At 65.7% G+C, this 21,829-nt stretch carries 20 protein-coding genes and 2 pseudogenes; 11 read left to right on the top strand and 11 right to left on the bottom strand.

The features are described from left to right. Positions 1–119: 119 nt before the first annotated feature. The gene (locus FAZ11_RS22320) at positions 120–1,730 is read left to right on the top strand and encodes an inorganic phosphate transporter (RefSeq protein ID WP_058787324.1); all 1,611 of its coding nucleotides are present in this window, start codon (positions 120–122) and stop codon (positions 1,728–1,730) included. Here the strand turns inward: FAZ11_RS22320 and FAZ11_RS22315 are convergent. Further along, the gene (locus FAZ11_RS22315; RefSeq protein WP_058774421.1) at positions 1,698–2,582 is read right to left on the bottom strand and encodes a LysR family transcriptional regulator; all 885 of its coding nucleotides are present in this window, start codon (positions 2,580–2,582) and stop codon (positions 1,698–1,700) included. The two genes, FAZ11_RS22320 and FAZ11_RS22315, sit on opposite strands and share 33 nt — an antisense overlap. A gap of 154 nt (positions 2,583–2,736) precedes the next feature. Between FAZ11_RS22315 and FAZ11_RS22310 the strand changes: the two genes are divergently transcribed. Both FAZ11_RS22310 and FAZ11_RS22305 read left to right on the top strand, forming a co-directional pair. Then, complete coding sequence (locus FAZ11_RS22310) at positions 2,737–3,162, top strand: VOC family protein (protein WP_058765078.1); 426 nt, start codon at positions 2,737–2,739, stop codon at positions 3,160–3,162. A gap of 88 nt (positions 3,163–3,250) precedes the next feature. Continuing rightward, positions 3,251–4,549, top strand: a complete 1,299-nt coding sequence (locus FAZ11_RS22305) for a flavohemoglobin expression-modulating QEGLA motif protein (protein ID WP_058765080.1) — start codon at positions 3,251–3,253, stop codon at positions 4,547–4,549. Positions 4,550–4,616: 67 nt separating this feature from the next. Here the strand turns inward: FAZ11_RS22305 and FAZ11_RS22300 are convergent, their stop codons facing one another. Continuing rightward, positions 4,617–6,530 (bottom strand): AAA family ATPase, encoded by a 1,914-nt coding sequence (locus tag FAZ11_RS22300; protein WP_058765082.1) that lies wholly within the window; start codon positions 6,528–6,530, stop codon positions 4,617–4,619. Between the two features lie 197 nt (positions 6,531–6,727). Here FAZ11_RS22300 and FAZ11_RS22295 point away from each other — a divergent pair, with 197 nt between their 5' ends. Next, positions 6,728–7,501, top strand: a complete 774-nt coding sequence (locus FAZ11_RS22295) for an SIR2 family NAD-dependent protein deacylase (protein ID WP_058765085.1) — start codon at positions 6,728–6,730, stop codon at positions 7,499–7,501. Between the two features lie 7 nt (positions 7,502–7,508). On the opposite strand, the gene FAZ11_RS22290 is transcribed toward FAZ11_RS22295, so the two are convergent. Continuing rightward, positions 7,509–8,276: a hypothetical protein gene (locus FAZ11_RS22290; RefSeq protein ID WP_058765087.1), complete on the bottom strand. Its 768-nt coding sequence runs from the start codon at positions 8,274–8,276 to the stop codon at positions 7,509–7,511. A 156-nt stretch (positions 8,277–8,432) separates the two neighbouring features. On the opposite strand from FAZ11_RS22290, the gene FAZ11_RS22285 reads away from it, so the two are divergent. Beyond that, entirely contained in the window at positions 8,433–8,702 is a 270-nt protein-coding gene (locus FAZ11_RS22285) for a hypothetical protein (protein WP_058765089.1), read from the top strand. A gap of 54 nt (positions 8,703–8,756) precedes the next feature. On the opposite strand, the gene FAZ11_RS22280 is transcribed toward FAZ11_RS22285, so the two are convergent. Beyond that, entirely contained in the window at positions 8,757–9,032 is a 276-nt protein-coding gene (locus FAZ11_RS22280) for a hypothetical protein (protein ID WP_058765091.1), read from the bottom strand. Between the two features lie 124 nt (positions 9,033–9,156). Further along, positions 9,157–9,972 carry an HDOD domain-containing protein gene (locus FAZ11_RS22275; protein ID WP_058766419.1) on the bottom strand — a complete coding sequence of 272 codons (816 nt, stop codon included), beginning with the start codon at positions 9,970–9,972 and terminating at the stop codon, positions 9,157–9,159. Between the two features lie 339 nt (positions 9,973–10,311). Between FAZ11_RS22275 and FAZ11_RS22270 the strand changes: the two genes are divergently transcribed. Next, a complete protein-coding gene (locus FAZ11_RS22270; protein ID WP_058774422.1) occupies positions 10,312–11,331 on the top strand; it encodes a diguanylate cyclase domain-containing protein in 1,020 nt (339 codons plus the stop codon). Here the strand turns inward: FAZ11_RS22270 and FAZ11_RS22265 are convergent. After that, positions 11,328–12,878, bottom strand: coding sequence for a sensor domain-containing diguanylate cyclase (locus FAZ11_RS22265; protein WP_058766417.1), 1,551 nt, complete (start codon positions 12,876–12,878; stop codon positions 11,328–11,330). The two genes, FAZ11_RS22270 and FAZ11_RS22265, sit on opposite strands and share 4 nt — an antisense overlap. Before the next feature lie 200 nt (positions 12,879–13,078). On the opposite strand from FAZ11_RS22265, the gene FAZ11_RS22260 reads away from it, so the two are divergent. Then, positions 13,079–13,339, top strand: coding sequence for a hypothetical protein (locus FAZ11_RS22260; RefSeq protein ID WP_058774423.1), 261 nt, complete (start codon positions 13,079–13,081; stop codon positions 13,337–13,339). An 18-nt stretch (positions 13,340–13,357) separates the two neighbouring features. Here FAZ11_RS22260 and FAZ11_RS22255 read toward each other — a convergent pair whose 3' ends face one another. Both FAZ11_RS22255 and betT read right to left on the bottom strand, forming a co-directional pair. Next, complete coding sequence (locus FAZ11_RS22255; protein WP_058774424.1) at positions 13,358–14,425, bottom strand: AbrB family transcriptional regulator; 1,068 nt, start codon at positions 14,423–14,425, stop codon at positions 13,358–13,360. A gap of 128 nt (positions 14,426–14,553) precedes the next feature. Beyond that, the gene (betT, locus tag FAZ11_RS22250; RefSeq protein WP_137279601.1) at positions 14,554–16,518 is read right to left on the bottom strand and encodes a choline BCCT transporter BetT; all 1,965 of its coding nucleotides are present in this window, start codon (positions 16,516–16,518) and stop codon (positions 14,554–14,556) included. A gap of 245 nt (positions 16,519–16,763) precedes the next feature. Between betT and FAZ11_RS22245 the strand changes: the two genes are divergently transcribed. The 4 genes and pseudogenes from FAZ11_RS22245 (at position 16,764) to FAZ11_RS22230 (ending at position 18,844) form a co-directional block, all read left to right on the top strand. Further along, a complete protein-coding gene (locus tag FAZ11_RS22245; RefSeq protein ID WP_237141890.1) occupies positions 16,764–17,168 on the top strand; it encodes a response regulator in 405 nt (134 codons plus the stop codon). 219 nt (positions 17,169–17,387) lie between these two features. Next, a pseudogene (locus FAZ11_RS25740) lies at positions 17,388–17,549 on the top strand (nucleotidyltransferase family protein); the annotation flags it as partial. 89 nt (positions 17,550–17,638) lie between these two features. Further along, a pseudogene (locus FAZ11_RS22235) lies at positions 17,639–17,896 on the top strand (HepT-like ribonuclease domain-containing protein); the annotation flags it as partial. A gap of 204 nt (positions 17,897–18,100) precedes the next feature. Continuing rightward, on the top strand, positions 18,101–18,844 hold the full coding sequence (locus FAZ11_RS22230; protein WP_058774426.1) for a TIGR00266 family protein: 744 nt from the start codon (positions 18,101–18,103) through the stop codon (positions 18,842–18,844). Here FAZ11_RS22230 and FAZ11_RS22225 read toward each other — a convergent pair. The 3 genes from FAZ11_RS22225 to FAZ11_RS22215 all read right to left on the bottom strand — a co-directional run bounded on the left by FAZ11_RS22225 (position 18,841) and on the right by FAZ11_RS22215 (position 21,824). Continuing rightward, on the bottom strand, positions 18,841–19,737 hold the full coding sequence (locus tag FAZ11_RS22225; RefSeq protein WP_058774427.1) for a hypothetical protein: 897 nt from the start codon (positions 19,735–19,737) through the stop codon (positions 18,841–18,843). The genes FAZ11_RS22230 and FAZ11_RS22225 overlap by 4 nt on opposite strands. A gap of 99 nt (positions 19,738–19,836) precedes the next feature. Then, a complete protein-coding gene (locus FAZ11_RS22220) occupies positions 19,837–20,652 on the bottom strand; it encodes an aldo/keto reductase (RefSeq protein ID WP_058774428.1) in 816 nt (271 codons plus the stop codon). Then, entirely contained in the window at positions 20,649–21,824 is a 1,176-nt protein-coding gene (locus FAZ11_RS22215) for an NAD(P)/FAD-dependent oxidoreductase (RefSeq protein ID WP_058774429.1), read from the bottom strand. Before FAZ11_RS22215 ends, FAZ11_RS22220 begins: the two co-directional genes overlap by 4 nt. Between the last annotated feature and the right edge of the window lie 5 nt (positions 21,825–21,829).

The following is a 21,829-nucleotide window of genomic DNA, read 5'->3' as shown; positions in this document are numbered from 1 at the left end:
CAGGCCGAGACAGGGGTGGAAAAAGCGGCGCGATAGTCATCCGTCGTCTGGTTACTCCCTGACGTAAAAACGTCATGCGGCCGGCGCAGGGTAGGACGATCCCGTGTCGGAGTTTGCCCATGCCTTCGTCCAGCCCAGCCGCCTCCCTGTCGCCGCTGTCCCATCCCCTGCGCGCCTCGCGCAAGCCCGGTCCGTTGCGGATCATATTGTTCATCGCCTTGCTGCTGCTTGGCCTGGCGGTGACCCTCGGCGGTATCCACAATGACGTCAGCGACGCCAAGGCGCCGCCCACCACCTGGCTGCCCTTCGCCGGCCTGGCGCTGGCGCTGGTGATCGCCCTGGGCTTCGAATTCGTCAACGGCTTCCACGACACGGCCAACGCTGTGGCCACGGTGATCTACACGCATTCGCTGCCGCCCAACGCCGCGGTGCTCTGGTCCGGCTTCTGCAACTTCCTCGGGGTGCTGTTCTCCAGCGGCGCGGTGGCCTTCAGCGTCATCGCTCTGCTGCCGGTGGACCTGGTGGTGGAGATGGGCGCCGGTAAGGGCTTCGCCATGATCTTCGCCCTGCTGATCGCCGCCATCCTGTGGAACCTGGGTACCTGGTGGCTGGGGTTGCCGGCGTCGTCGTCCCATACCCTGATCGGCTCCATCATCGGTGTCGGCCTGATGCACGCCTGGCTGGGCGGGATGGATGGCAGTAGCGGGGTGGACTGGGGCCAGGTGGCCAAGGTCGGCTATGCGCTGCTGTTCTCGCCGTTGATCGGCTTCGTCTGTGCGGCGCTGCTGCTGGTGCTGCTCAAGCGGATCGTGCGCGACCAGACGCTCTACCAGGAGCCGAAAAGCGCCGAACCGCCGCCGCCGTGGATTCGCGGCCTGCTGATCCTGACCTGCACCGGGGTGTCCTTCGCCCACGGCTCCAACGATGGCCAGAAGGGCATGGGGCTGATCATGCTGATCCTGGTCGGCGCCCTGCCGACCGCCTATGCGCTGAACCGGGCGGTTCCGGCCACCGCCACCCCGGCCTTCGCCGCCGTGGCGGAAGTCACCGCCAGCGGTCTGCGCCAGGCGGCGCCCCAGGCTGCTCCGGCCGATCCCCATGGGGTGCTGCTGGAGTTCGTGCGCAAGCGGCAGAGCACGCCCGAGGTCTTGCCAGCGCTGGCGGCCATCACCGACGACATCGCACGCGAGGTGCGCCAGTACGGCGCCCTCAACAACGTGCCGGCGCAGAGCATGCCCAACGTGCGCAACGCCATGTACCTGGCCTCGGAGTCCATCCGCCTGCTGGAGAAGGAGCATCTGCCGGGCCTGGCACCCAAGGCCCAGGAGGATCTCAAGGAGTTCAAGCGGCAGATCGACCAGGCCACCCGCTTCATCCCGCTGTGGGTCAAGGTCGCGGTGGCAATCGCCCTGGGGCTGGGCACCCTGGTCGGCTGGCGGCGGATCGTCGTCACCGTCGGCGAGCGCATCGGCAAGACCCACCTGACCTATGCCCAGGGCGCCTCGGCCGAGCTGGTAGCCATGGGTACCATAGGGGCGGCGGACGCCTTTGGCCTGCCGGTCTCCACCACCCATGTGCTCTCCTCGGGGGTAGCCGGCACCATGGCGGCCAATGGCTCCGGGCTGCAATGGGGGACGGTGCGCAACCTGCTGCTGGCCTGGGTGCTCACCCTGCCAGTGGCCATGGCGCTGTCCGCGTCACTCTATTGGTTGTTGGTTCATCTGTTCTGATACGGCCTCGATCAGGCACTGGCGAAACAGCGCCACGCCTGGCAGGTCACGCCCGGCATGCCGGGTGATGACCTGCAGCTCGCGGTGGAAGGTGAGGGTGCCAAGGGATAGCCGCCGTACCCGCGGGTGCTCCAGCCAGAGGCCGGCGCAGGGCACCAGGGCGACGCCCAGGCCGCGCTCCACCATCTTGACGATGGCGTCGAGTTCGTCGAGTTCGAGCACCTGGCGCACCGTCAGGCGCTGCTCGCGGAGGAAGGCGCTGACCCGCCGGCCGCCGAAGGAGTGGCGGTCGTAGCGGATGAAGGGCTGGGTCTCCAGCAACTGCAGCGGGTCGTCCCCTGCCAGAGCGGGCGGGGCGATCAGCACGAAGGGCTCCTGCAACAGGGTAGTGGCGTGCAGTTCCTTGGGCAGTTCGAAAGGCGGGCGGATGAGGATGGCCAGATCCAGTTCGCCGGCATCCACCTGGCTGAGCAGACTGAGCGACACCCCGGGGACCAGGCGCGGCTCCAGCCGTGGCGCCTGTTGGCGCAATCGCACCAGGGTACCGGGCAACAGGCCGGTCTGGACGCTGGCGATGGCGCCGATGCGCAACTCGCCCTGGATCTCATCGCCGGCGCCGGCCATGCGGCTATAAGTGGCGAGGATCTCCTCGGCCAGCGGCAGGGCGCGGCGACCGGCAGCGTTGAGTTGCGAGCTGCGGCCGTTGCGGTCGAACAGGCTCACGCCCAGATGCTGTTCCAGCACGCGGATCTGGGCGCTGACCGCAGAGGGGGTGAGACCCACGTGCAGGCCCGCCGCGGCGAAACTGCCATGGCGGGCCACGGCGAGAAAGGTCTTGAGTTCGCGAAGCACGATTGCTGCCCGAGCGGAAAGGGTAGGGCACTGTAGCGAGCCCAGGCGCCGAGCGACAAAATTTTCGTTGCTCGAAGGCAAGAAAATACGTTTTCTGCCCAAGAAAACCTGGGGTGAGAATAGGTCACGCCCCTCGCCACCAGGATTTCGCACCATGGCCCTGTCGCCTTTCCACCTCGCCATTCCCGTCTACGACCTGGCCGCCGCCCGACACTTCTATGGCGATGTCTTCGGTCTTGCCGAAGGCCGCTCCAGCGACCACTGGGTCGACTTCGACTTCTATGGTCACCAACTGGTGATCCACGAGCACCCCAAGACCGCCTCCCAGGAAGACGCTCATACCAATGCCGTGGACGGCCACAACGTGCCGGTGCCGCACTTCGGCATCGTGCTCGGCTGGGACGAGTGGGAAGCCCTGGCCGAGCGTCTGCGGGCGCGCGAGACGAAGTTCGTCATCGAGCCCTATATCCGCTTCCAGGGCCAGGTGGGCGAGCAGGCCACCATGTTTCTCTTCGACCCCTGCGGCAACGCCTTGGAATTCAAGGCCTTCAAGGACATGAGCCAGCTGTTCGCCAAGTAGGGCGGTGGGCGGTCTTTCATCGCGCAATCTAGGCAAACGTCGACGTAGCGGCCATTCTTGCAGACTCGCCTGTCGACCGGTTCCCGTCATGAATGCCCGCCAGCCCTTTCTCGACCCTTACCACCAGACCATTCGCCAACTGTCCGACCGCATCGTCGCGGCCCAGGCGCCGATCCGCATCCTCGATGCGGTGAAGTGGGACGACGGGGTGCGCCAGGGCTTCCTGGACGGCAAGGGCAAGCGCTTGCCGGCAGTGGATCGTGCCTTCTACGAGGGGCGTCCCCTGGGGTTCGATGCCGATGCGCTCAAGGGTGAATTCCAGAGCATCGAGCGCGAGATCACCCGTCAGCTCGGCCAGTTCAATCCGGTCGGCCAGATCATGAGGCGCATGTGCCGCGAGTACCGCATGGTGATCCGCATGCTGCAGGCGCGCGGCACCCCGGACTTTGGGCTGATCTCCCAGGAACTCTATGGCGCGGCCTCCGACGCCTTCCATGCCGGCGATCCGACCCTGGCCGACCTGGGCATGATGATGTCCAGCTACCTGGACAACATCGCCCACCGCGGCGCCCTGGAAGATGAACCCAAGACCCTGACCGCCAAGGACGCGGTGCCCATCCTGCAGGCGCGGCTGAACCAGGTGTTCGGCGAGAACGAGGGCACCATCCGGGTGTTCGAGTCCGATGGCATCGTCGCCGATGCCGCGGCGGGTGCCGACTACATCAAGGTGCGCGCCGACGCCCTGTTCAACGAGCGCGACGTGCGCGCCCTGGAGGTCCACGAGGGGCTGGTGCACGTCGGTACCACCCTCAACGGCCAGAACCAGCCCATCTGCACCTTCCTGGCCAAGGGTCCGCCGTCGTCCACCGTGACCCAGGAAGGCCTGGCGATCCTCATGGAAGTGATTGCCTTCGCTTCCTATCCGACCCGGCTGCGCAAGCTGACCAACAGAACCCGCGCCATCCACCTGGCCGAGGACGGCGCCGATTTCCTCGACGTGTTCCGCTTCTTCCAGGAGCAGGGTTACGACCTGGAATCCGGCTACCAGAATGCCAGCCGGGTGTTCCGCGGCTCGACGCCCACCGGGCTGCCCTTCACCAAAGACCTGTCCTATCTCAAGGGCTTCATCCTGATCTACAACTACATCCAGTTGGCGGTGCGCAAGGGCAAGCTGGAACAGATCCCACTGCTGTTCTGTGGCAAGACCACCCTGGAAGACATGCGCATCCTGCGTCAGCTGGTCGACGAAGGCGTGGTGGTGCCGCCCAAGTACCTGCCCGCGCAATTCCAGGACCTCAATGCCCTGGCGGCCTGGATGTGCTTCTCCAACTTCCTCAACCACCTGAGCCTGGATCGGATCGAGGCGGATTACGCCAACATCCTCTGAAAATCCATCCTGGCTCTGACATGAAAAAGCCCCGGTGAACCGGGGCTTCTTTACTTCTGCGCCTGGATCACTCGCCCTTGAAGGCGGCGGCGATGCTGGGTTCGCTGTCGCCAGCGACTTCCGGTACGCGAGCCAGGGCGCGATTGAGGGCGCCGCAGGCTTCCAGGCCGCTGGCGCGGGCGATGGCCTCGGCCACGGCGCTGCCGGGGATGGTCTCGTCGCGCAGCAGCTGGTCGGTGATGTCGTCCAGGGCCGGCTTGAGCTCGGTGATCAGCGCCAGGCAGCGATGATCCAGGCTGTGCAGTAGCTGGTCGGCGGCGGCGATGCTGGGGCCGGCGTCGAAGTCGATGCCGGCATCGCGCAGGGCCTGCAGGCTGAGCAGCGAACCGCTCGGGCCCATGCCCAGGGAGGCGACCATGGACAGCGCCAGCTTGGAGGCTTCCTGCAGATCCTGGGCGGCGCCCGAGGAGACCTCGTTGAAGTACAGCTGCTCGGCGCAGCGCCCGGCCAGCAGCATCTGGATGCGGCCTTCGAGTTCCGACTTCAGGTGCAGGCGCTTGTCTTCGGTGGGGGTGATGAGGGTGACGCCCAGGGCCTGGCCGCGGGGCAGCAGGGTGACCTTTTCCACCCGGCCGACGTTGAGTACCGCGGCGACCAGGGCATGACCAGCTTCGTGCACGGCGATGCGGGTGCGCTCGGCCGAGCCCAGTGGGGTGACGCCGACCGGTTGCTCGCCGATGCGGCAGGTCTCGATGGCTTCGACGAAGTGGGCCATGGTCAAGGCACTGGCGTTCTCGCGAGCGGCCAGCAAGGCGGCATGGTTGCTGATATAGGCGATGGCCGCCGGGGTCAGGCCCACGGTGCCACGGGAGAGGGCGGCCAGGTCCAGCTCGCCCTGGCAGGGCAGCTTGCCGGCATAGAGTTCGAACAGCGCCCGGCGGTCTTCCAGGCTCGGCAGCGGCACGGCGATGGTGCGGTCGAAGCGGCCTTCGCGGCGCAGCGCCGGGTCCAGGGAATCGGCGAAGTTGGTGGCGCCCAGTACCAGCACGCCGCTGGTGCCGTCGAAGCCGTCCAGCTCGGTGAGGAACTGGTTGATGATGCGGTTGGCCTCGGCGTCGCTGGAGCGCGACTGCTCGGCGCGGCGGCCGATGCCGTCGATCTCGTCGATGAAGATGATGCAGGGCGCCTTCTTGCGCGCGGTGCGGAACAGCGATTTGACCTTCTGGATGCCGACACCGAAGAACATCGAGGAGAAATCGCTACCGGTCACCTGGATGAAGTGGGCGTTGCACTCGGTGGCCAGGGCCTTGGCCAACTGAGTCTTGCCGGTGCCGGGCTCGCCGGTGAGCAGCACGCCCTTGGGCGGGCGGGCGCCGAGGGCGGCGAAGGCCTTGGGATTGCGCAGGCAGGTGGTGACGTCTTCCAGGGCACGCTTGGCCTCGGCCGCGCCGACCACGTCCTTGAAGGAAATGCCGGTGCCCTTGCGATGCAGCTTGAAGGGGCTGGCGAAGCGCATGGCCAGGGGCACGGCGAGCAGCAGCAGGAGCAGGTAGCCCGGCAGGTTGATCAGCAGGGTATCCAGCCAGGCATGGCGCTGACCGGCCTCGTTCCAGCTGGCCACCGGAAACGGCGGCTCGCCCTGGGCGGCGTAGTCGGTCAGCAGCAGATTGGCGATGCGACCGCCATTGTCGGCCACGGCATAGTGCTCGCCGCGGGTGGTGTCGATGTAGAGGGTGTGGTTGCCGATCACGGCGCCGCTGATGGCCTTGGCGCGCAGATCGCCCAACAGCACGGAGAGATCACGTGGCTGCTGGGTCCAGTGTTCGGGGGCCTGTTGCACGCTGGCGAGCATGGCGGTGGCGGTGGGGGCCGGCTCGGTGGGCTTGAGCCAGAGCCAGCCGGCCAGGCTGGTGACGGTGACGAGGGCGAGAGCACCGGCGATGAACCGGCGCGGATACTTGGCAAAGACGGACTTCTTCATTCACATACCGTTAGGGTCGGAGCGACATCGGACGCGGACTCCCGGATTATCGGCCTGTGGCGACGGGGGTGAACCTCGGTTCGGCGGAAAACGATGAGTGGACTCACCATCCGTCGAGTATCGTCACACTTTCGGCCTTTTCCGCGGTCCGCAAGACCCTGTTGTTTTGCGCCAGATTTCAAGGAGTAGCTCGCACCATGCCCGCACCTCTGGATTGCCGAACGGGGCTGCCGCCCCTACCGACGACCCTGCTCGAACGCCTGAGAGCGGCCGACGAAGTGCTGGTACTGACCGGTGCCGGGGTTTCGGCGGAAAGCGGCATTGCGACCTTTCGCGAGGCGCTGAGTGGGCTGTGGGCGCGTTTCGATCCGGCGCAACTGGCGACAGCCGAGGCTTTTATGGAGGACCCGGCGCGGGTCTGGGGCTGGTACCAATGGCGCCGCGCCCAGGTGCTCGCGGCCCAGCCCAACCCGGCTCATCGGGCGCTGGCGGCCTGGGCACGGCGGCACGGACGGTTGCGGGTGGTCACCCAGAATGTCGACGACCTGCACGAGCGGGCCGGCAGCAACGAGGTCATCCATCTGCACGGCAGCCTGCACGCGCCGCGCTGCTTCGAGTGCGCGCGGCCGCTGGAGGCATCGCCACCGCTAGACGCCGAGGAGCAGCTGACGACACCGCCGCACTGTCCCGACTGCGGTGGCCTGGCCCGACCCGGCGTGGTCTGGTTCGGTGAATCCCTACCACAAGATGCCCTGACCAGCGCCTGGGCGCTGGCCGAGCGCTGTGACCTGTGCCTGGTGATAGGCACTTCCGGACTGGTGCAGCCGGCGGCCAGCCTACCGGTGGTGGCGCGCCAGCACGGCGCCACGGTGATACGCATCGATCCGCAGCCGGCAGCCGATTTCGGCGGTGACTGGCAACTGCTGGGCGCGGCCGGGGCGGTCCTGCCAGCGCTGCTGGAGCGGCTCTAGGGTCGGCTCAGTGCAGCGCCTGGCCGCCGGTCCCCAGGGCATCCAGGGTGCGCTTGAGCGCCGTGTAGGCTTGGCGCTGCTCGTCGTCTTCGCTGAGCAGGCCGTCGAACAGGGTGGCGACCAGCGCCGGATCCTGGGCCACGAAGCGGTCGATGAGCACATCGTTGTCCTGGCGACCGGCGGTGATCAGCAGCACGGCGAGCTGGGCGACATAGCGCGCCGCCAGCGGGTAGGCCTTGAGAAAGACCTTGAAGGGCGCATCGGCCAGGCCCGGCGCGAAGCCCTTGGCGAGCCCCTGTTGGGCCGCGGCGATGGCCTGGCGGATGGCGTCCTGCCAGTTGCCGGCAGTCACCGCGCCGGCCGGTAGCGCACGGCGCATCTGGCCGAGCAGGCTGTTGAGGAAGATGCGGCGGTTGGCCTGGTAGTCGTGGTCGGTGTCGAGCAGTTCGCTGCGAATGCGCGTGAGCACCCGGTCGTCTTCGGCGTCCGCGGTCACCGCTTCCTTGAAGGCCAGGGTCAGCTCGCGATCCAGCAGGCCGGGCTTGCGGCCTTCCAGTTCGGCTTGCAGCAAGGGACCGCTGGAGTCGGCGAAGAAGAAACGCTCGGCATGGGGCGCCAGGCGCTCGCGCAGCCGGGGCCAGAGATCCGCCGCGAACAGCTGCTCGGCCGTGCCGCCGGAGACGATGACGCGATGCTGAGGCGCCTCGGCCAGGTAGTCGAACAGGGCGGGGGTGTCGAGCGCGGTGCGGTCGACGATGAGGTAACGGTGTTTCACGGCAACTCCTGAACAGGGCGGCCGCACCTGGCGAGGCGCGGCGGGATGGCCGTTAGTCTATAGGAAGGCGGGAACGCTTGGCCCGGCCTTTGGCCTAATCAGCCAGGGTGCAGCCCGCGACACCCCCTTCCTTATTCGCGGCAGGAGGACACCAAGATGCGCAAGACTTCCCTGCTCCTCGCCCTCGCCGCCGCCCTGGCGGTCGTGGCCGGCCCGAGCCTCGCTGCCAGCGGCAACGACGCCGGGGTCAGCGGTAACGGCATAGGCGCACCCGGCAGTTCCGATACCAGCAAGCGCGACAGCGCCGACGATACGTCCACTGCCGCGCCCTCGACCCAGAACAAGACCGGCAGCAAGTCTTCTGCCACCAAGGCACCCACGGGTAAGGCTCAGGGCGAAAAGCAGAAGCGCGTGCTCAACGATTGATGGCCACGAAAAAGGCGCCTCACGGGGCGCCTTTTCGGTCAACAGCAGAGGGGCTCAGGAGACTGCGCGGGTATAGCGTACCTGCCAATCGAGCCGTTCGTGGGTGGCACGTTCGATACGCGCGCGGCTGTCGCAGATGAAGGCTTCCAACAACGAGTTGTCCAGCAGATCGACGCGGGCGATGCGACGTTGCAAGAGCGCCGTGCCGTTAGGGGCATAGACCTCGACGTTGAAGGTCGCGGGATCCTGGGCGGTCATGGCGCACAGCATCGGTTGGAAGGCGCCCTTGATGATGGTGTTCGCATCCGTGAACTTTAGTGGCTCGGCCATCGCACTCACTCCTGTCAGCTATACAGCTTCGACCGATTCTTGTGGCAGGCGTTCGTTTTTGGCCAGAACCGGCTGGCAGATTTGTGATGCAAACGGTGACCTTTCCCAGCGCTTGGACAACCGGTCAGTTGATCAGCATGCCAAAAGCCTTGTCGGCCTCGATGATTTCCGGCAGCTCCCCGAACAAGCTATCCAGATCCACATCGTTGAGCAGGGGGTTTAACAGCGCTGCCTTGGCTTGCTCGTTGATGCCGCCATGGCGGCGCAGGACGAAGGACACCAGCCGGGCCTGGGCAACCAGCCGGGCCATGGTGGCATCGCCAGGCGTGTCCTGTGGGTGCAACTGGTAGGCGATGGCATGCTGGATCAGTAGGGGCAACTGCCAGCGCCGCGCCAGCTCCGCGCCTACCTGCGGGTAGCCGAAGCCTATGGCGTCCTGCTGCTCAGCCAGGCGCGGGATACGCTGTTCGGCGTCGATCCGCGCGGCGATGTCGGGCGCCGCCGTCTTGATCAGCAGTTCGCCGATGCTGTGCAACATACCGCAGGTAAAGGCGGTTTCCGCATCGGCGCCGGTCTGCCGGGCGATGACCCGGCAGATGCTGGCGACATCGAAGCTGTGCTGCCAGAAATCCCGTGGATCGAACGCTGGATTGCTGCGAAAGGCCGCGGTGACCGCCGAGGCCAGCACCAGGGTGCGCAAGGCGTCGAAACCCAGGCGAATGGCAGCGCCCTCGATACTGGTCGATGGCCGTACCCCACGAAAGCGTACCGAGTTGGCCAGCCGCAGCACCTTGGCGGAGAGCACCGGGTCGAGGGATAGATTACGCGCGACGCCTTCGATGGTGCTGTCGGGGTCGTCGAATTGCTGGATGAGCTCCTGCGCTACCTTGGGAATGCTGGGAAGGGTATGCAGGTGATCGAACAGAGCATCGATTTCCATGGTAGCGCCTGGTTTGTTCTATACCGGTAGAGGAACGCTTGAACAGGGCTCAAGGCGGCGAGCGCGCAGCCCGTACACTGCCAAGCCTAGTCGAATCCTCAGGGAACAAGCTTACCGGGCGCCATCCCTACCGTCGCCAAACGAACTGACCGAAGGCGCCATTTTGCCGCCGTTCGTCCGGTGCAGGACTCGGTAAACGTTGTCCTATCAGGAGGTGGAAAAGGGCGCAGCCGGATCAGGGTGCCGGCCAGAATGATCCGCGGGCCCGTTGATGAGCGGCAGCGAACAGGTGTTCACTTAAGATGTCATTTTGCCACTGAATTGGCGGTCGAGCTTTCCATGGTCTATCAGACGCATATTCGCCAGATGTTGCAGTTGCCGAACGTCCTGGCGCAATGCACCGGAATTCTTGGCTGGTTGAGCAGTGTGCTGATCAATCCGTTCCTCACCGAGGGCGTGGAAGAGGCTGGCTGGCTAGCGTTCTCCTGCATGGTGGTCTCCTGCCTGGCAATGACCACGGCCAGACGCTTCACAGTCTGGCGGCTGTTCGCGCTGGTGTTCGTGTTGTTCGAGGCCCTGGCCTTTCGCTTCCAGATTCTGGGCATGGGGGCGGCGGGCCATGATTGGATGATTCCCTTGGCCGTCGTCATCACCCTGGGTTCGACCATCCTGTTTTCCCATGTACTCGACTATGGCATCGCCGCTGGAGCGGTCTGGCTGATCCTGTTCCATGGCCAACTGGAGACCATAGGCACGGCGACATTGCCCTTGCTGGTGGTGATGATGGTGTGCGGCATGGTGCTCGGTCTGTTGCTCAACGCGACTTTCGTGCGCATCGTCGCCAGCACCCTGGAACTCAAGGAGGGCTATCGGCTGCAGGCGGAAACCGACTCCCTGACCGGGATCAGCAACCGTCGTGCGCTGATGCTGGATCTGGAGCAGGTGTGTCGAGACGGCTCGTCGTCCTGGCATTTCGTCATGCTCGACATCGATGACTTCAAGCGTATCAACGATCGCTTCGGCCATGACGTGGGTGATCAGGTGCTGCAGGAAGCGGCTGGCACGCTAGCCAGGCACTTTCCCGAGGGGCGCTTCGGTCGCCTGGGCGGTGAGGAATTCGGGGTATTGCTCAAGACCGATGATGAGCAGGAGCTGATCCAACGGCTGCAGGCACTGCTCGACGACATCCGTGGCAATACTCAGGCCGGTACCTGTTTTTCCTTCAGTGCCGGTGTCGCGCATTTCATCCCCGGCTACCAGCCCGCGGACCTGCTCAAACAGGCTGATGGGGAGCTCTATCAGGCCAAGCGCGCAGGCAAGGACCGGGTGCATTACCGCGGCGGCATGATTTGCGGCTAGTCGCGTTGCAAGCCTTCAGGCTCGCTTAGGGCGCAGAGCTGCGGATGGATTCGATTGCGACCGAGATGCTTGGCGGTATAGAGGGCTTCGTCGGCGCTGGCCAGTAGGCTGGCGGCGAGGGGCTGCCTCTGGCCAGGCACATGGACCGCGAAACCGAGACTCAGAGTGATACGGCCCCAGCTACTGGTGGGATGGGGCAGCTCCAGAATGCCCAGGTGCTCCTGTATCCCACTGGCGACGGCAAAGGCGCCGGCCTCGTCGCAGTTGGGGAGCAGCAACGCCATTTCCTCGCCGCCGTAGCGCACCGCGAGGTCGCCGGGTCGCCGCGCCGCCGCGGCCACCACTCCCGCGACCGCTTGCAGGCAGCGGTCACCGGCGGGGTGACCGTAGTGGTCGTTGTAGGCCTTGAAGTGATCGATGTCGAGCATCAACAGGCTGAGTGGCTGGCCCGTACGTTGCGCCCGGGCCAATTCGGCCGGCAGCAGGGTATCGAAATGGCGACGATTGGCCAGTCCGGTCAGGCTGTCCTTGAGTGTCAGCACCTGCAGATCATCATGGGCACGGCGTAATTCCGCCTCGTGGCGGAGGCTCGTGCGGATCTCCCGCAGCAGGCTGAGGCCGAAGATCAGCATGCCGACGATGAGGATGCCGACCACCACGATGGAGCGCAGCATACCCTGGCGCCAGCCCACCAGGATGGTGCTTTCGGAGATGCCGGCCAGTGCGATCAGGGGAGCGCTATCCAGGTGCTGGAAGGCGTAGAGCCGTTTCTGGCCGTCGATCAGACTAGGTGTCATGGCCGTACCGCTGGCGGTCTTGGCGATATGCTCGCGGTACAGCTCTCCGGCGGTGAGACTCAGGCCGACGTGTTCGAAGGGCCGTCGTACCATCAGCGTGCCGCTGTTCGTGACCAGGGCGATGGCGCCGCGGTTGTCCAGCTGGAAGCGGGCGTAGTAGTCGACGAAGTACTGCAGTCTGATGGTGGCGAGGATGACCCCGGCAAAGCGGCCTTCGGCGTCATCCAGGCGGCGCGACACGGGAATGACCCATTCACCGCTGCCGTGGCTCTTGATGACGGGCCCGACGTGCATGACGTCTTCCATATGCTGTTGGTGAAACCGGAAGTAGTCGCGGTCGGTACTGTCGGTTGGAGGGGGCGTACTGGTCTTGTCGGTCACCAGCCAGTTGCCGCTGCGGTCGTAGATGAACAGACCATAGAGCTGCGGCAGCAGAGCGACCTGCCGCTCGAGTAGACGCTGTATCCGCGGGCGGCTGAGCTGATCGAGCGGTTGGCTTTCGACGATGTCACGGACGCTCACCAGCAGCAGGTCCGCCTCTCGGAAGGCATCGTTGGCGTGTTGGGCGGCGGCCAGGGCGATGTTGCTGACGTCGCTGCGGGCGTTGGCGAAGGCGTTCTCGTAATTGCGCCAGACCTGCCAGGCCTCCAGCGCGAACACGACCGCGACGGCGCAGACCAGCAGCGCCAACGCCCGCCGGCGGGTCGCCAGGTTATGCGTGGGGGCAGGGGTGCCTGGGCCCTCGGCCATGGTGAGAAGGATTCCTTGTCATCGCGGGGATGGAACACCACCGCAAGTGCCCGATGGGCACGTCGATACCTCGAGCGAGTCGACGCTTTCATCGGAATCTTGGCGTGGCGATGAATCCTCGCACAGCGGCTGCGGTCTGTAGTCGAACAGTCGCCCTCAGGGGCGACGACCGTACGTTAGACCCGACCAGGAGGTCAAAGATGTCGCAGATCGCCGAACAGATTGTCGAAGACGCCATGCAGCGTATCGAGGCGAACGAACAACAGCACGCCGCCGATCCTGTGCGCAATTTTTCCCTGACCTTGACCGACCCCGCGGAGATCCGCGTCGGTGCCGAGATCTACTTTCTCTTCGAGCAGCGGCTCAAGGGCTTCTACCCCGACGCCCGGGTCGTGGTTCGTGGCCACGCCGCCGACGGTTACAACATCACCGCCCAGGTAGACCACCGTCGCACTGCCTGAGTGCCGGACGCATCCCCGTTAGCGGGCGAGCTTGACCAACTGCCGGGCCAGCAGTGGCCCGGTCAAGACCACGCCGATCAGGCGCAACGCCTGCATGGCCAGTACCAGGCCGACGTCGGCATGGGCATCCACCGCGATGATGGCCATGGAGTCCAGCCCGCCGGGACTGGTGGCCAGATAGGCGGTGAGAAAGTCGACGTGCATCAGCCGAGCCATCAACAGGGCGGACAGCGCACAGAGCGCAATCAGCAACAGCGAGGCGAAGATCATCTTCGGTAGCGCCCGCCAGACATAGCTGACCGTGGCGCGATCGAAACGCAAGCCCACGTAGCAACCCATGGCGCCATAGGCCACGGCGAGCAGAACGTGGGGCAGGGTGATGTCCAGCCAGCCGTTGAGTTGCAGCAGGGTGCCCAAGGCGATGGGCACGAGCAGGGCGCCGGCGGGAAACAGGCGCCCACCCAGCCAACTGCCAACCAGTGCCACCACCAGCGTCAGCAGCAGATTGAAGGCGAAGTGGCTGTCCAGGCTGATCGTCGTCGCCTGGTGACCGGTACCGCTGCCCTCGGCGCCCAACAGGCGCCCGACCAGGGCACTGATGACCACCACGCAGACCACCCGCACGTATTGCATGGTGGCGACGATGCGTGGGTCCGCTCCGTATTCCTCGGCCATGGCGACCATGGCGGCCGCGGCGCCCGGCGTGGTGCCCCAGGCGGCGGTGCTGCCGGGCAGGCCGCCGAAGCGGACCAGCAGCGCGCCGGTCAGCAGGCTGAGCAGCACCGTCAGCGCCGTCGCCAGCAGCATCACCGGCCAGTGCTCGGCGACGGTGAGTAACACCGCGGCGGTCATGGCATGGGCGATCAGGCAACCGACGATGCCCTGGCCGGATTGGAACAGCCGCTTCGGGATCCGAATGGTGGCGCCGCCCACCCCGAAGGCGATGGCCGTGAGCATGGGGCCGAGAAAGAGGGCGGCCGGGACCTGGAGCCAGCTGAGGGCGCCGCCCACGAGGGCGGAGCAGAGAATCAGGGCGAGCCATTGCAGCAGCGGGGAGTGGGACGCAGGGGTAGCGGGGGCGGACAAGACGGTCTCCGAACGACGAGGGACCGGTGAGGCGTACCGACCCCGAGGCCGGCATGGGCCGGCCCTAGGGGCGATTATACGACGCTCGTAACTTTCGATGGCCTTTCGGTAGGTGAAAAAACCATCTACTAGCGCACCAGATGCAGGAATTGCAGGTGGCGCTCGTACTGGTCGAGCATGTCGTTGAGGATCTGCTCGCGGTTGTAGCCCACCAGGTCATAGTCCTGGCTACCCTCGGTCAGGTGCACCTCGGCGCGGTAGTAGCGGCGGTTCTTCAGGTGCAGGCCGCCCATGCCGGCGCGGGCGAAGGAGGGCGTGAAATAGCCCTGCATGATCACCTGGTAGACGAAGGGGTGCTCTTCGCCATGGCCGATGATCAGTTGCAGGTTGGCATTGGTGGCGTCGAACTGGGTGTCCACCACCAGGCCCTTCTCGCGGAACACCTCGACCATCTCTTCCATGGCCGGACGCACGGTGCTGTCCATGAAGCGATATACCTCGTCCCGCGAGGGGAAGTACACCGCCTGGGCCAGGCGCTGGCGCCAGCCGCCATGGCGCGCCTTGCCATTGGTCGCCACCGGAGCGAGGGAATGCAGCCGCGCCCGCTGGCGCTGGGTTTCCAGGTGCAGCGCCTTGTGCAGGCCCCACATCATCAGCAGCACCACCACCGAGAAGGGCAGCGAGGTCAGCACCACCGCCGACTTCAAGGCATCCATGCTGCCGGCGAACAGCAGGCCGCCGGTGACCACCGCCACGGCGGCGCCCCAGAACACCCGCAGCCACTTGGGACCGTCCTCGTCCGCTTCGCCGCCAGTGGACGACAGGGTGGACAGCACCACGGTGCCCGAATCGGCCGAGGTGACGAAGAAGACGAAGCTCACCAGCACGGCCACGCTGATCACCACGCGGCTGGCCGGATAGGTTTCCAGCACCTGGTAGAAGGCCATCGCCGGATCGGTGAGGGCCGTCTGCGCCAGACCGGTCATGCCCTGGCCGAGGACCAGCTCCAGGGCGCTGTTGCCGAAGATCGACAGCCAGGCCAGGGTGAAGCCCAGCGGAATGAACAGCACGCCGAAGACGAATTCGCGGATGGTGCGGCCACGGGAGATACGGGCGATGAACAGCCCGACGAAGGGCGCCCAGGCGATCCACCAGGCCCAGTAGAACACCGTCCAGCCGCCCAGCCAGTCGGAGGGCTCGTCGTAGGCGTAGAGGTCGAAGCTCTTGCCCGGCAGCGCCGAGAGGTAGTCGCCGATGTTCTGGATCAGGGTGTTGAGCAGGTGCTGGGTGGGCCCGGCGAACAGCACGAACAGCAGCAGGGCGACGGCCAGCACCATGTTGATGTCGGACATGATGCGCACGCCCTTGTCGACGCCGGACACGGCCACGGCGATGGCCGCGCCCATCATCAGCACGATGAGGATCAGTTGCACCCAGTGGCTGTGGCTGATGCCGAACAGGTAGTCCAGGCCGGCGTTGAGGTGCAGCACGCCGAAGCCCAGGTCGGCGCCCAAGCCGAAGATGGTGGCGATGATGCCGAAGGCGTCCACGGCGTGGCCGATGGGGCCGTTGATGCGCTTGCCGATCAGCGGATAGAGCGCCGAACGCAGGGCCAGCGGCAGATTGTGGCGATAGGCGAAGTAGGCCAGCGCCATGGCCACCAGGGCGAACACGCCCCAGCCGTGCAGCCCCCAGTGCAGGAAGATGATCTGCATGGCCTGCCGCGCGGCTGCCGAATCGCCCCCTTCACCCGCCGGCGGTTGGGCGAAATGGGTCAGGGGCTCGGACACGCAAAAGAAGAACAGGGTGATGCTGATGCCAGCGGCGAACAGCATGCCAGCCCAGGAGAGGTAGCTGAATTCGGGTTGGTCGTGGTCGGCACCGAGCTTGATCTTGCCGTAGCCGGAGAGGGCGGTGACCACCACGAACACCAGATAGAGCGTCATGGCCAGCAGGTAGTACCAGCCGACGGTATTGGCAGCCCAGGTCTGGGCCTGGAGTAGCCAGGCGCCGGCCTGGTCGGGACGGCCGATGACGACCAGGGAAAACAGCAGGATCACCGCGGCCGCGCAGTAGAACGCGGGGGGATTCAGCCGTACGGTGCCGGATGAGGGCGTTGCACTCATGAGGACTCCTTGCGAGCTGAGAGAGGAGAATTCTTTTTTAATTGACCGTTCGATCAAAAAAGAATACCACAGGAGGCCTCCTAGGTGAACGCTTCGAGTCAGCCCAGCCGGGGAAGTTGCCGTCTAGAGGGGCTGTTGCTGCCGATTGTCGACTTTAGCCGCAGACGGCGCGAACGGTCCGAACCGCGCCGCTCCGGCAAAGTCTGTTGGGTATGAATCAGGCATCTTCCCCACTCGGCTCCTATCGTCCTCTGCTCTTGCTGGTAGAGGATGAGCCGTTGCTGCGGGAATTGGCCACGGAAGCCCTCGAGGCCCTGGTGGACCTGCAGGTGATCGCCGTTTCCACTGCCGATGCCGCGCTGAACTACCTGGAGCAGAACGGCGCGCGAATCGATGTGCTCTTTACCGATGTGCGCATGCCCGGTCGACTGGACGGCGAAGCGCTGGCCCAACTGGTCGCCCAACGCTGGCCGCACATCCCGGTCATCCTCACCTCCGGCGACCGGCTGGCGGTCCCCCGTGGCGCCGGCCGCACCCGCTTCATGCCCAAGCCCTGGCACATCGACGACATGGCCAACTGCGTCAATGAGGTGCTGGGGCAGAGCCGGGTGGCTTGAGTTCTGAACGCGAGCCGGCGCAAGCTGAGTTGTTGAAAAGCGGGAGTCGATGTTTGACTATCCCAGCGTTCCTCTCCTTGAAATATGGTCATGCGACCATCGTTCGCCTTCGATCTCAAACGTGCTGCCGCGCGGGCTGCCTCAGAACGTTTCCGGGTCGCTAACCCTCAAGTATTCGGGTCCGTGCTGGCGGGTACCGACTAAGACGGTAGTGATCCTGATCTGCTGGTAGATGCATTACCTGGAGCAACGCTGTTCGACCTGGGAGGCTTACAGGATGAGTTGGAAGAGTTGCTGGGTGTAACTGTTGATCTGGTAACGCCTACTGATTTGCCCAAGAGCTTTCGTGCGCAGGTTTTGCTGACGGCGCAGCCGGTATGAATCGAGTAGCGGATTACCTCGCTCATGAGCAGCGGGCCGCCATCGAAGCCCTAAGCTTTATTGAGGAAATGGCCTGAGAAGACTTTCTCGAAGACCGCTGGACACAACAGGCCGTAGTCATGAGTCTGATCATCATTGGTGAAGCTGCGACCGAGATCATGGCAGCGGATGAGGTCTTTATCCGCGAGCACCTGCATATCCCGTGGCGGAGCATGAAGGGCATGCGCAATCGTATTGCCCATGGCTATTTCGACATCAACCTAGAGGTTGTTTGGCAAACCGTCGTCACAGCCTTGCCCGAACTGTTTGAGCAGTTGCAGTCGTTACAGAGGAAGACGGAAACCTAAGCGTTTGGCCTGACAATCATCCGGCATGGATTCATGCGGCCAACGCCAGATCCCTCGTCGTGCGGGATGCTGCGGCCACCAATCCCATTAGAAAAGCTAGGCTTTTTCCACGCCACCCAAGACACCGCATCCGCTTGCCCTAACACGCCCACCCCCTCCATCACTGCTAGGCTGAACGCCCCTACAGCCGTACAGGAACCCCCCATGCCCAGCCATATCCTCGACCATCGCATTCTCGGCGAATCCCTGCAGGCGGTGGAGATCGGGCTCGATCCCGGCGAGACGGTGATCGCCGAAGCCGGTGCCATGACCTACATGGAAGCCGACATCGACTTCACCGCGCGCATGGGCGATGGCACCGCCGGACTGCTCGGGAAGCTGTGGGGCGCTGGGAAGCGGATGCTCGGCGGCGAGTCGCTGTTCATGACCCATTTCACTAACGAGGGCCAGGGCAAGCGCCATGTCGTTTTCTCGGCGCCCTATCCGGGACAGGTGATTCCGGTGGATCTCGCGGCCCTGGGCGGCACCCTGTTCTGCCAGCGCGACTCCTTTCTCTGCGCCGCGAAGGGCACTCGCCTCGGCGTGGCCTTCACCCGCCGCCTGGGCGCCGGTTTCTTCGGCGGGGAGGGCTTCATCCTGCAACGGCTGGAAGGTGACGGCATGGCCTTCGTGCATGCCGGCGGCACGGTGATCCGCAAGGAGCTCAAGGGCGAGACCCTGCGCCTGGACACCGGTTGCCTGGTGGGCTTCACCAGCGGCATCGACTACAACATCAAGCTGGCCGGTGGCCTGCGCAGCATGCTGTTCGGTGGGGAGGGTCTGGTACTGGCCACCTTGAGTGGCCATGGCACCGTGTGGATCCAGACGCTGCCCTTTTCCCGGCTAGCCGGCCGGGTCCAGGCCGCGGCCGGCGGCGTCACCGGCGAGCGCCGCGCCGGCGGCGACTAGGCTCGCTGCAAGGCATTCTGGGGCGCCATGCGCTCCAGCCAGTCACGCCAACGCACCCGGCTGTCGTGGACCAGCCAGCCATCCTGGCGGGCGAAGCTTTCCGACAGCCAGAGGCCGCGGGTCGAGACCGGAATCCGTTGTCCGGCGGAGAGAGTAAAGAGTTCGCCGGTCGGCCTACCCTCGTTGAGGCCGACCAGATAGAGGTCGGGCCGCTGCCGGGCAAGACGCGCCAGTAACTGACCGTTCTCGATCTTCTCGTCGACGTGGAACAGGCTCGGCGCCTTGCACTCCTTGGGCAATTCCAGCAGCAGGTCGTAGACCAACTGCAGCGAGGCCGTCGGTGTGTGCACATAGGCACGCGGGCGCTCCAGCAGCGCCAGGCTGCCGCAACGCACCGGTCGCGCGGCGCCCGAGCGCGGGGTGAGGCGAAAGGCCACGTCTTCGCGGTAGGGCAGGGCGGGGGCGTAGGGTGTCGGCAGCCAGGTATCGGCGAAGCGCCCGCCCAGCCAGCCGCGCGGCGTTTCGATCAAGCATTCCTCGGCCACTTCCTGCACAGCGGTGAGCAGTGGCAGGGCCAGCTCGTGGGTCGGGATATAGCCGGAGATCAGCTTGAGCACCACATCGCCGCGGTCGGGCCGGCGCTGACGGACCAGCAGCCAGTGATCCTGGCCTTGCCAATTCAAGGTCAGGCGCACCGAGACGCCCAGGTTAGCGAGTTTGACGCTGAACTGCTGGGTATCGTCGATCTCGATCGGCTTGCGCCGCTCCAGCATCTCGCTGAAATTCAGGGGTTGGCCGAGGGCCTGGTAGGTGAGGCCGTCGCGATTGGCCTCCACGGTGAGGGGCAGGGTCTTGAACGCCTTGGGATTATGGCGGGCGATGAGCTGGGGCATGGCCGACTCCTGTTGTAGTGTGCCGCGGACGCACCCTCCCGGACGGCCGGGAGAGGTCGTCCAGCGGACGAATTCGAAGGCTTAGCGAAACGCTCTGGATCAAGGCCGAGCGGTGATCACCTCGGCCAGGGTACTGACATTATGTGACAGGTGTAGGGGATCGATAGTGCCGACTATCGCACTGCTCACCCCCGGCTCGCCGAATACCCGGGCGAAGCTCGCCCGTACCGGGTCCTGCCCCGCGCCCAGCACGGCATGACCGCTGGCCAGCGCCTTCTTGATCAGGATGCCCTTGCCCGCCGCCGCTGCGGCCTGGATCACCGGGATTTCGGCGGCTTCGTTGAGGTTGAAGGTGACCATGGCGCAATCGCCGCTCTCCAGGGCCTTGAGGCCACCGGCCACGGTCTTGCCGGAAAAGCCGAAGGCGCGGATCAGTCCCTCGCGCTTGAGCTCGGCCAGGGTCTCGTAGCAGCCGCTGTCCTGGAGGATGGCCAGGTCGTTGCCGTCGGAATGCACCAGCACCAGGTCCAGCCAGTCGGTCTCCAACCGGCGCAGACTGCGCTCCACCGAGCGGCGGGTGTGTGCCGGGCTGAAATCGAAGCGGGAGAGGGCATTCTCGAATTCCTCGCCGACCTTGCTGGCGATCACCCAGTGCTGGCGCTGGCCGCGCAACAGCGGCCCCAGACGTTCCTCGCTGCGGCCATAGGCCGGGGCGGTATCCAGCAGATTGATGCCCAGCTCGCGGGCCAGACTCAGCAGATCGGTGGCAGCACGGTCATCGGGGATGGTGAAGCCGTTGGGGTATTTCACGCCTTGGTCACGGCCGAACTTGACCGTACCCAGGCCCAGGGGGGACACCTCAAGGCCGGTGCTGCCCAGGGGGCGCTGCAGGCCATGCAGATCGCGCAAGCTCATGGCAGCAGCTCCTCCCAGAAGGGTGCCGCGATCGGCGGCTGCGGATGGGCAGGCAGGGCGGGGTGTTCTCCGGGGGCGATGCCGTCGCGGTCGAGATGGACCAGGACACGGTCGGCCAGGTCCGGCGAGAGGGCCAGCTTGGTCGGCCAGCCCACCAACAGGCGGCCTTCCTCGGCGAGAAAGGCGTTGTCCGGTCGTACCAGACCGGATTGCGCCGGCTCGGCGCGATCTACTCTCAGCGTTGCCCACTGGGCGCCGCCGAAATCGATCCAGGGCAGCAGGCGCTGCAGTTCCTCACGTGCCGTGGCGATCTGCTCGGCGGGTTCGCGGGCCACGCCTTCGGCTTCGGCCAGGTCGCCGCCCAGGTACCACAGCCACTGGCCGTCGGCGGTGGGATGGCTGGTGATGGTCACCCGCGGCTTGGGGCCGCCGCCCAGGCAGTGGGCATAGAGGGGTTTGAGCATGGGACCCTTGACCACCACCATGTGCAGCGGCCGGCGTTGCATGGCCGGTTGTTCGAGACCTAGGCCCCTGAGCAGATCAGCCATGCCGGCACCGGCGGTGAGCACGATACGGCGGGCGCGGATGGCTTGGCCGTCCACCACCAGGCCGGTCAGCTCGCCGTCTTCCCGTAGCGGTTGGAGATCCCGCCCGGCCAGCAGGCTGTCGTCAGCCAGTTCGGCCAGGCGGGCGACCAGGCTGGGTACGTCCAGCACCAATTCGGCCAGGCGATAGACCTTGCCCTTGAAGGCACGGTCGCGCAGGGCCGGGGGTAGTTCATCGCCCTTGACCGCATCCACCCGGCCCCGCACCGCCTTGCTGGCGAAGAAGCTGGTGAGGTTGCCGGCCAGGCTGCCGGGCGACCAGAGGTAGTGGGCTTCGGAGAGCAGGCGCACGCCGGACAGATCCAGCTCGCCCGTGCCGGCCAGGCTCTCGCGCCAGCGCCGCGGCATGTCGGCGATGGCCTCGGAGGCGCCGGTGAGCATCCCGGTCAGGGCGTACTTGGTGCCGCCATGGATGATGCCCTGGGACTTGCCGCTCTGGCCGCCACCCAGGGCGCCGGTTTCCACCAGCACGGTGGCATAGCCGGCTCGCCTGAGGCGGGCGTTGAGCCAGAGGCCGGCGACGCCGCCGCCGACGATGAGGAGATCGGTGGACCAGGGTTGGGACATGAACG

It is taken from the genome of Pseudomonas rhizoryzae (assembly GCF_005250615.1).
Lineage (GTDB): Bacteria > Pseudomonadota > Gammaproteobacteria > Pseudomonadales > Pseudomonadaceae > Chryseomonas > Chryseomonas rhizoryzae.
The sequence above is the reverse complement of the archived record's forward strand: the minus strand, read 5'-3'. Positions and strand labels throughout refer to the sequence as shown.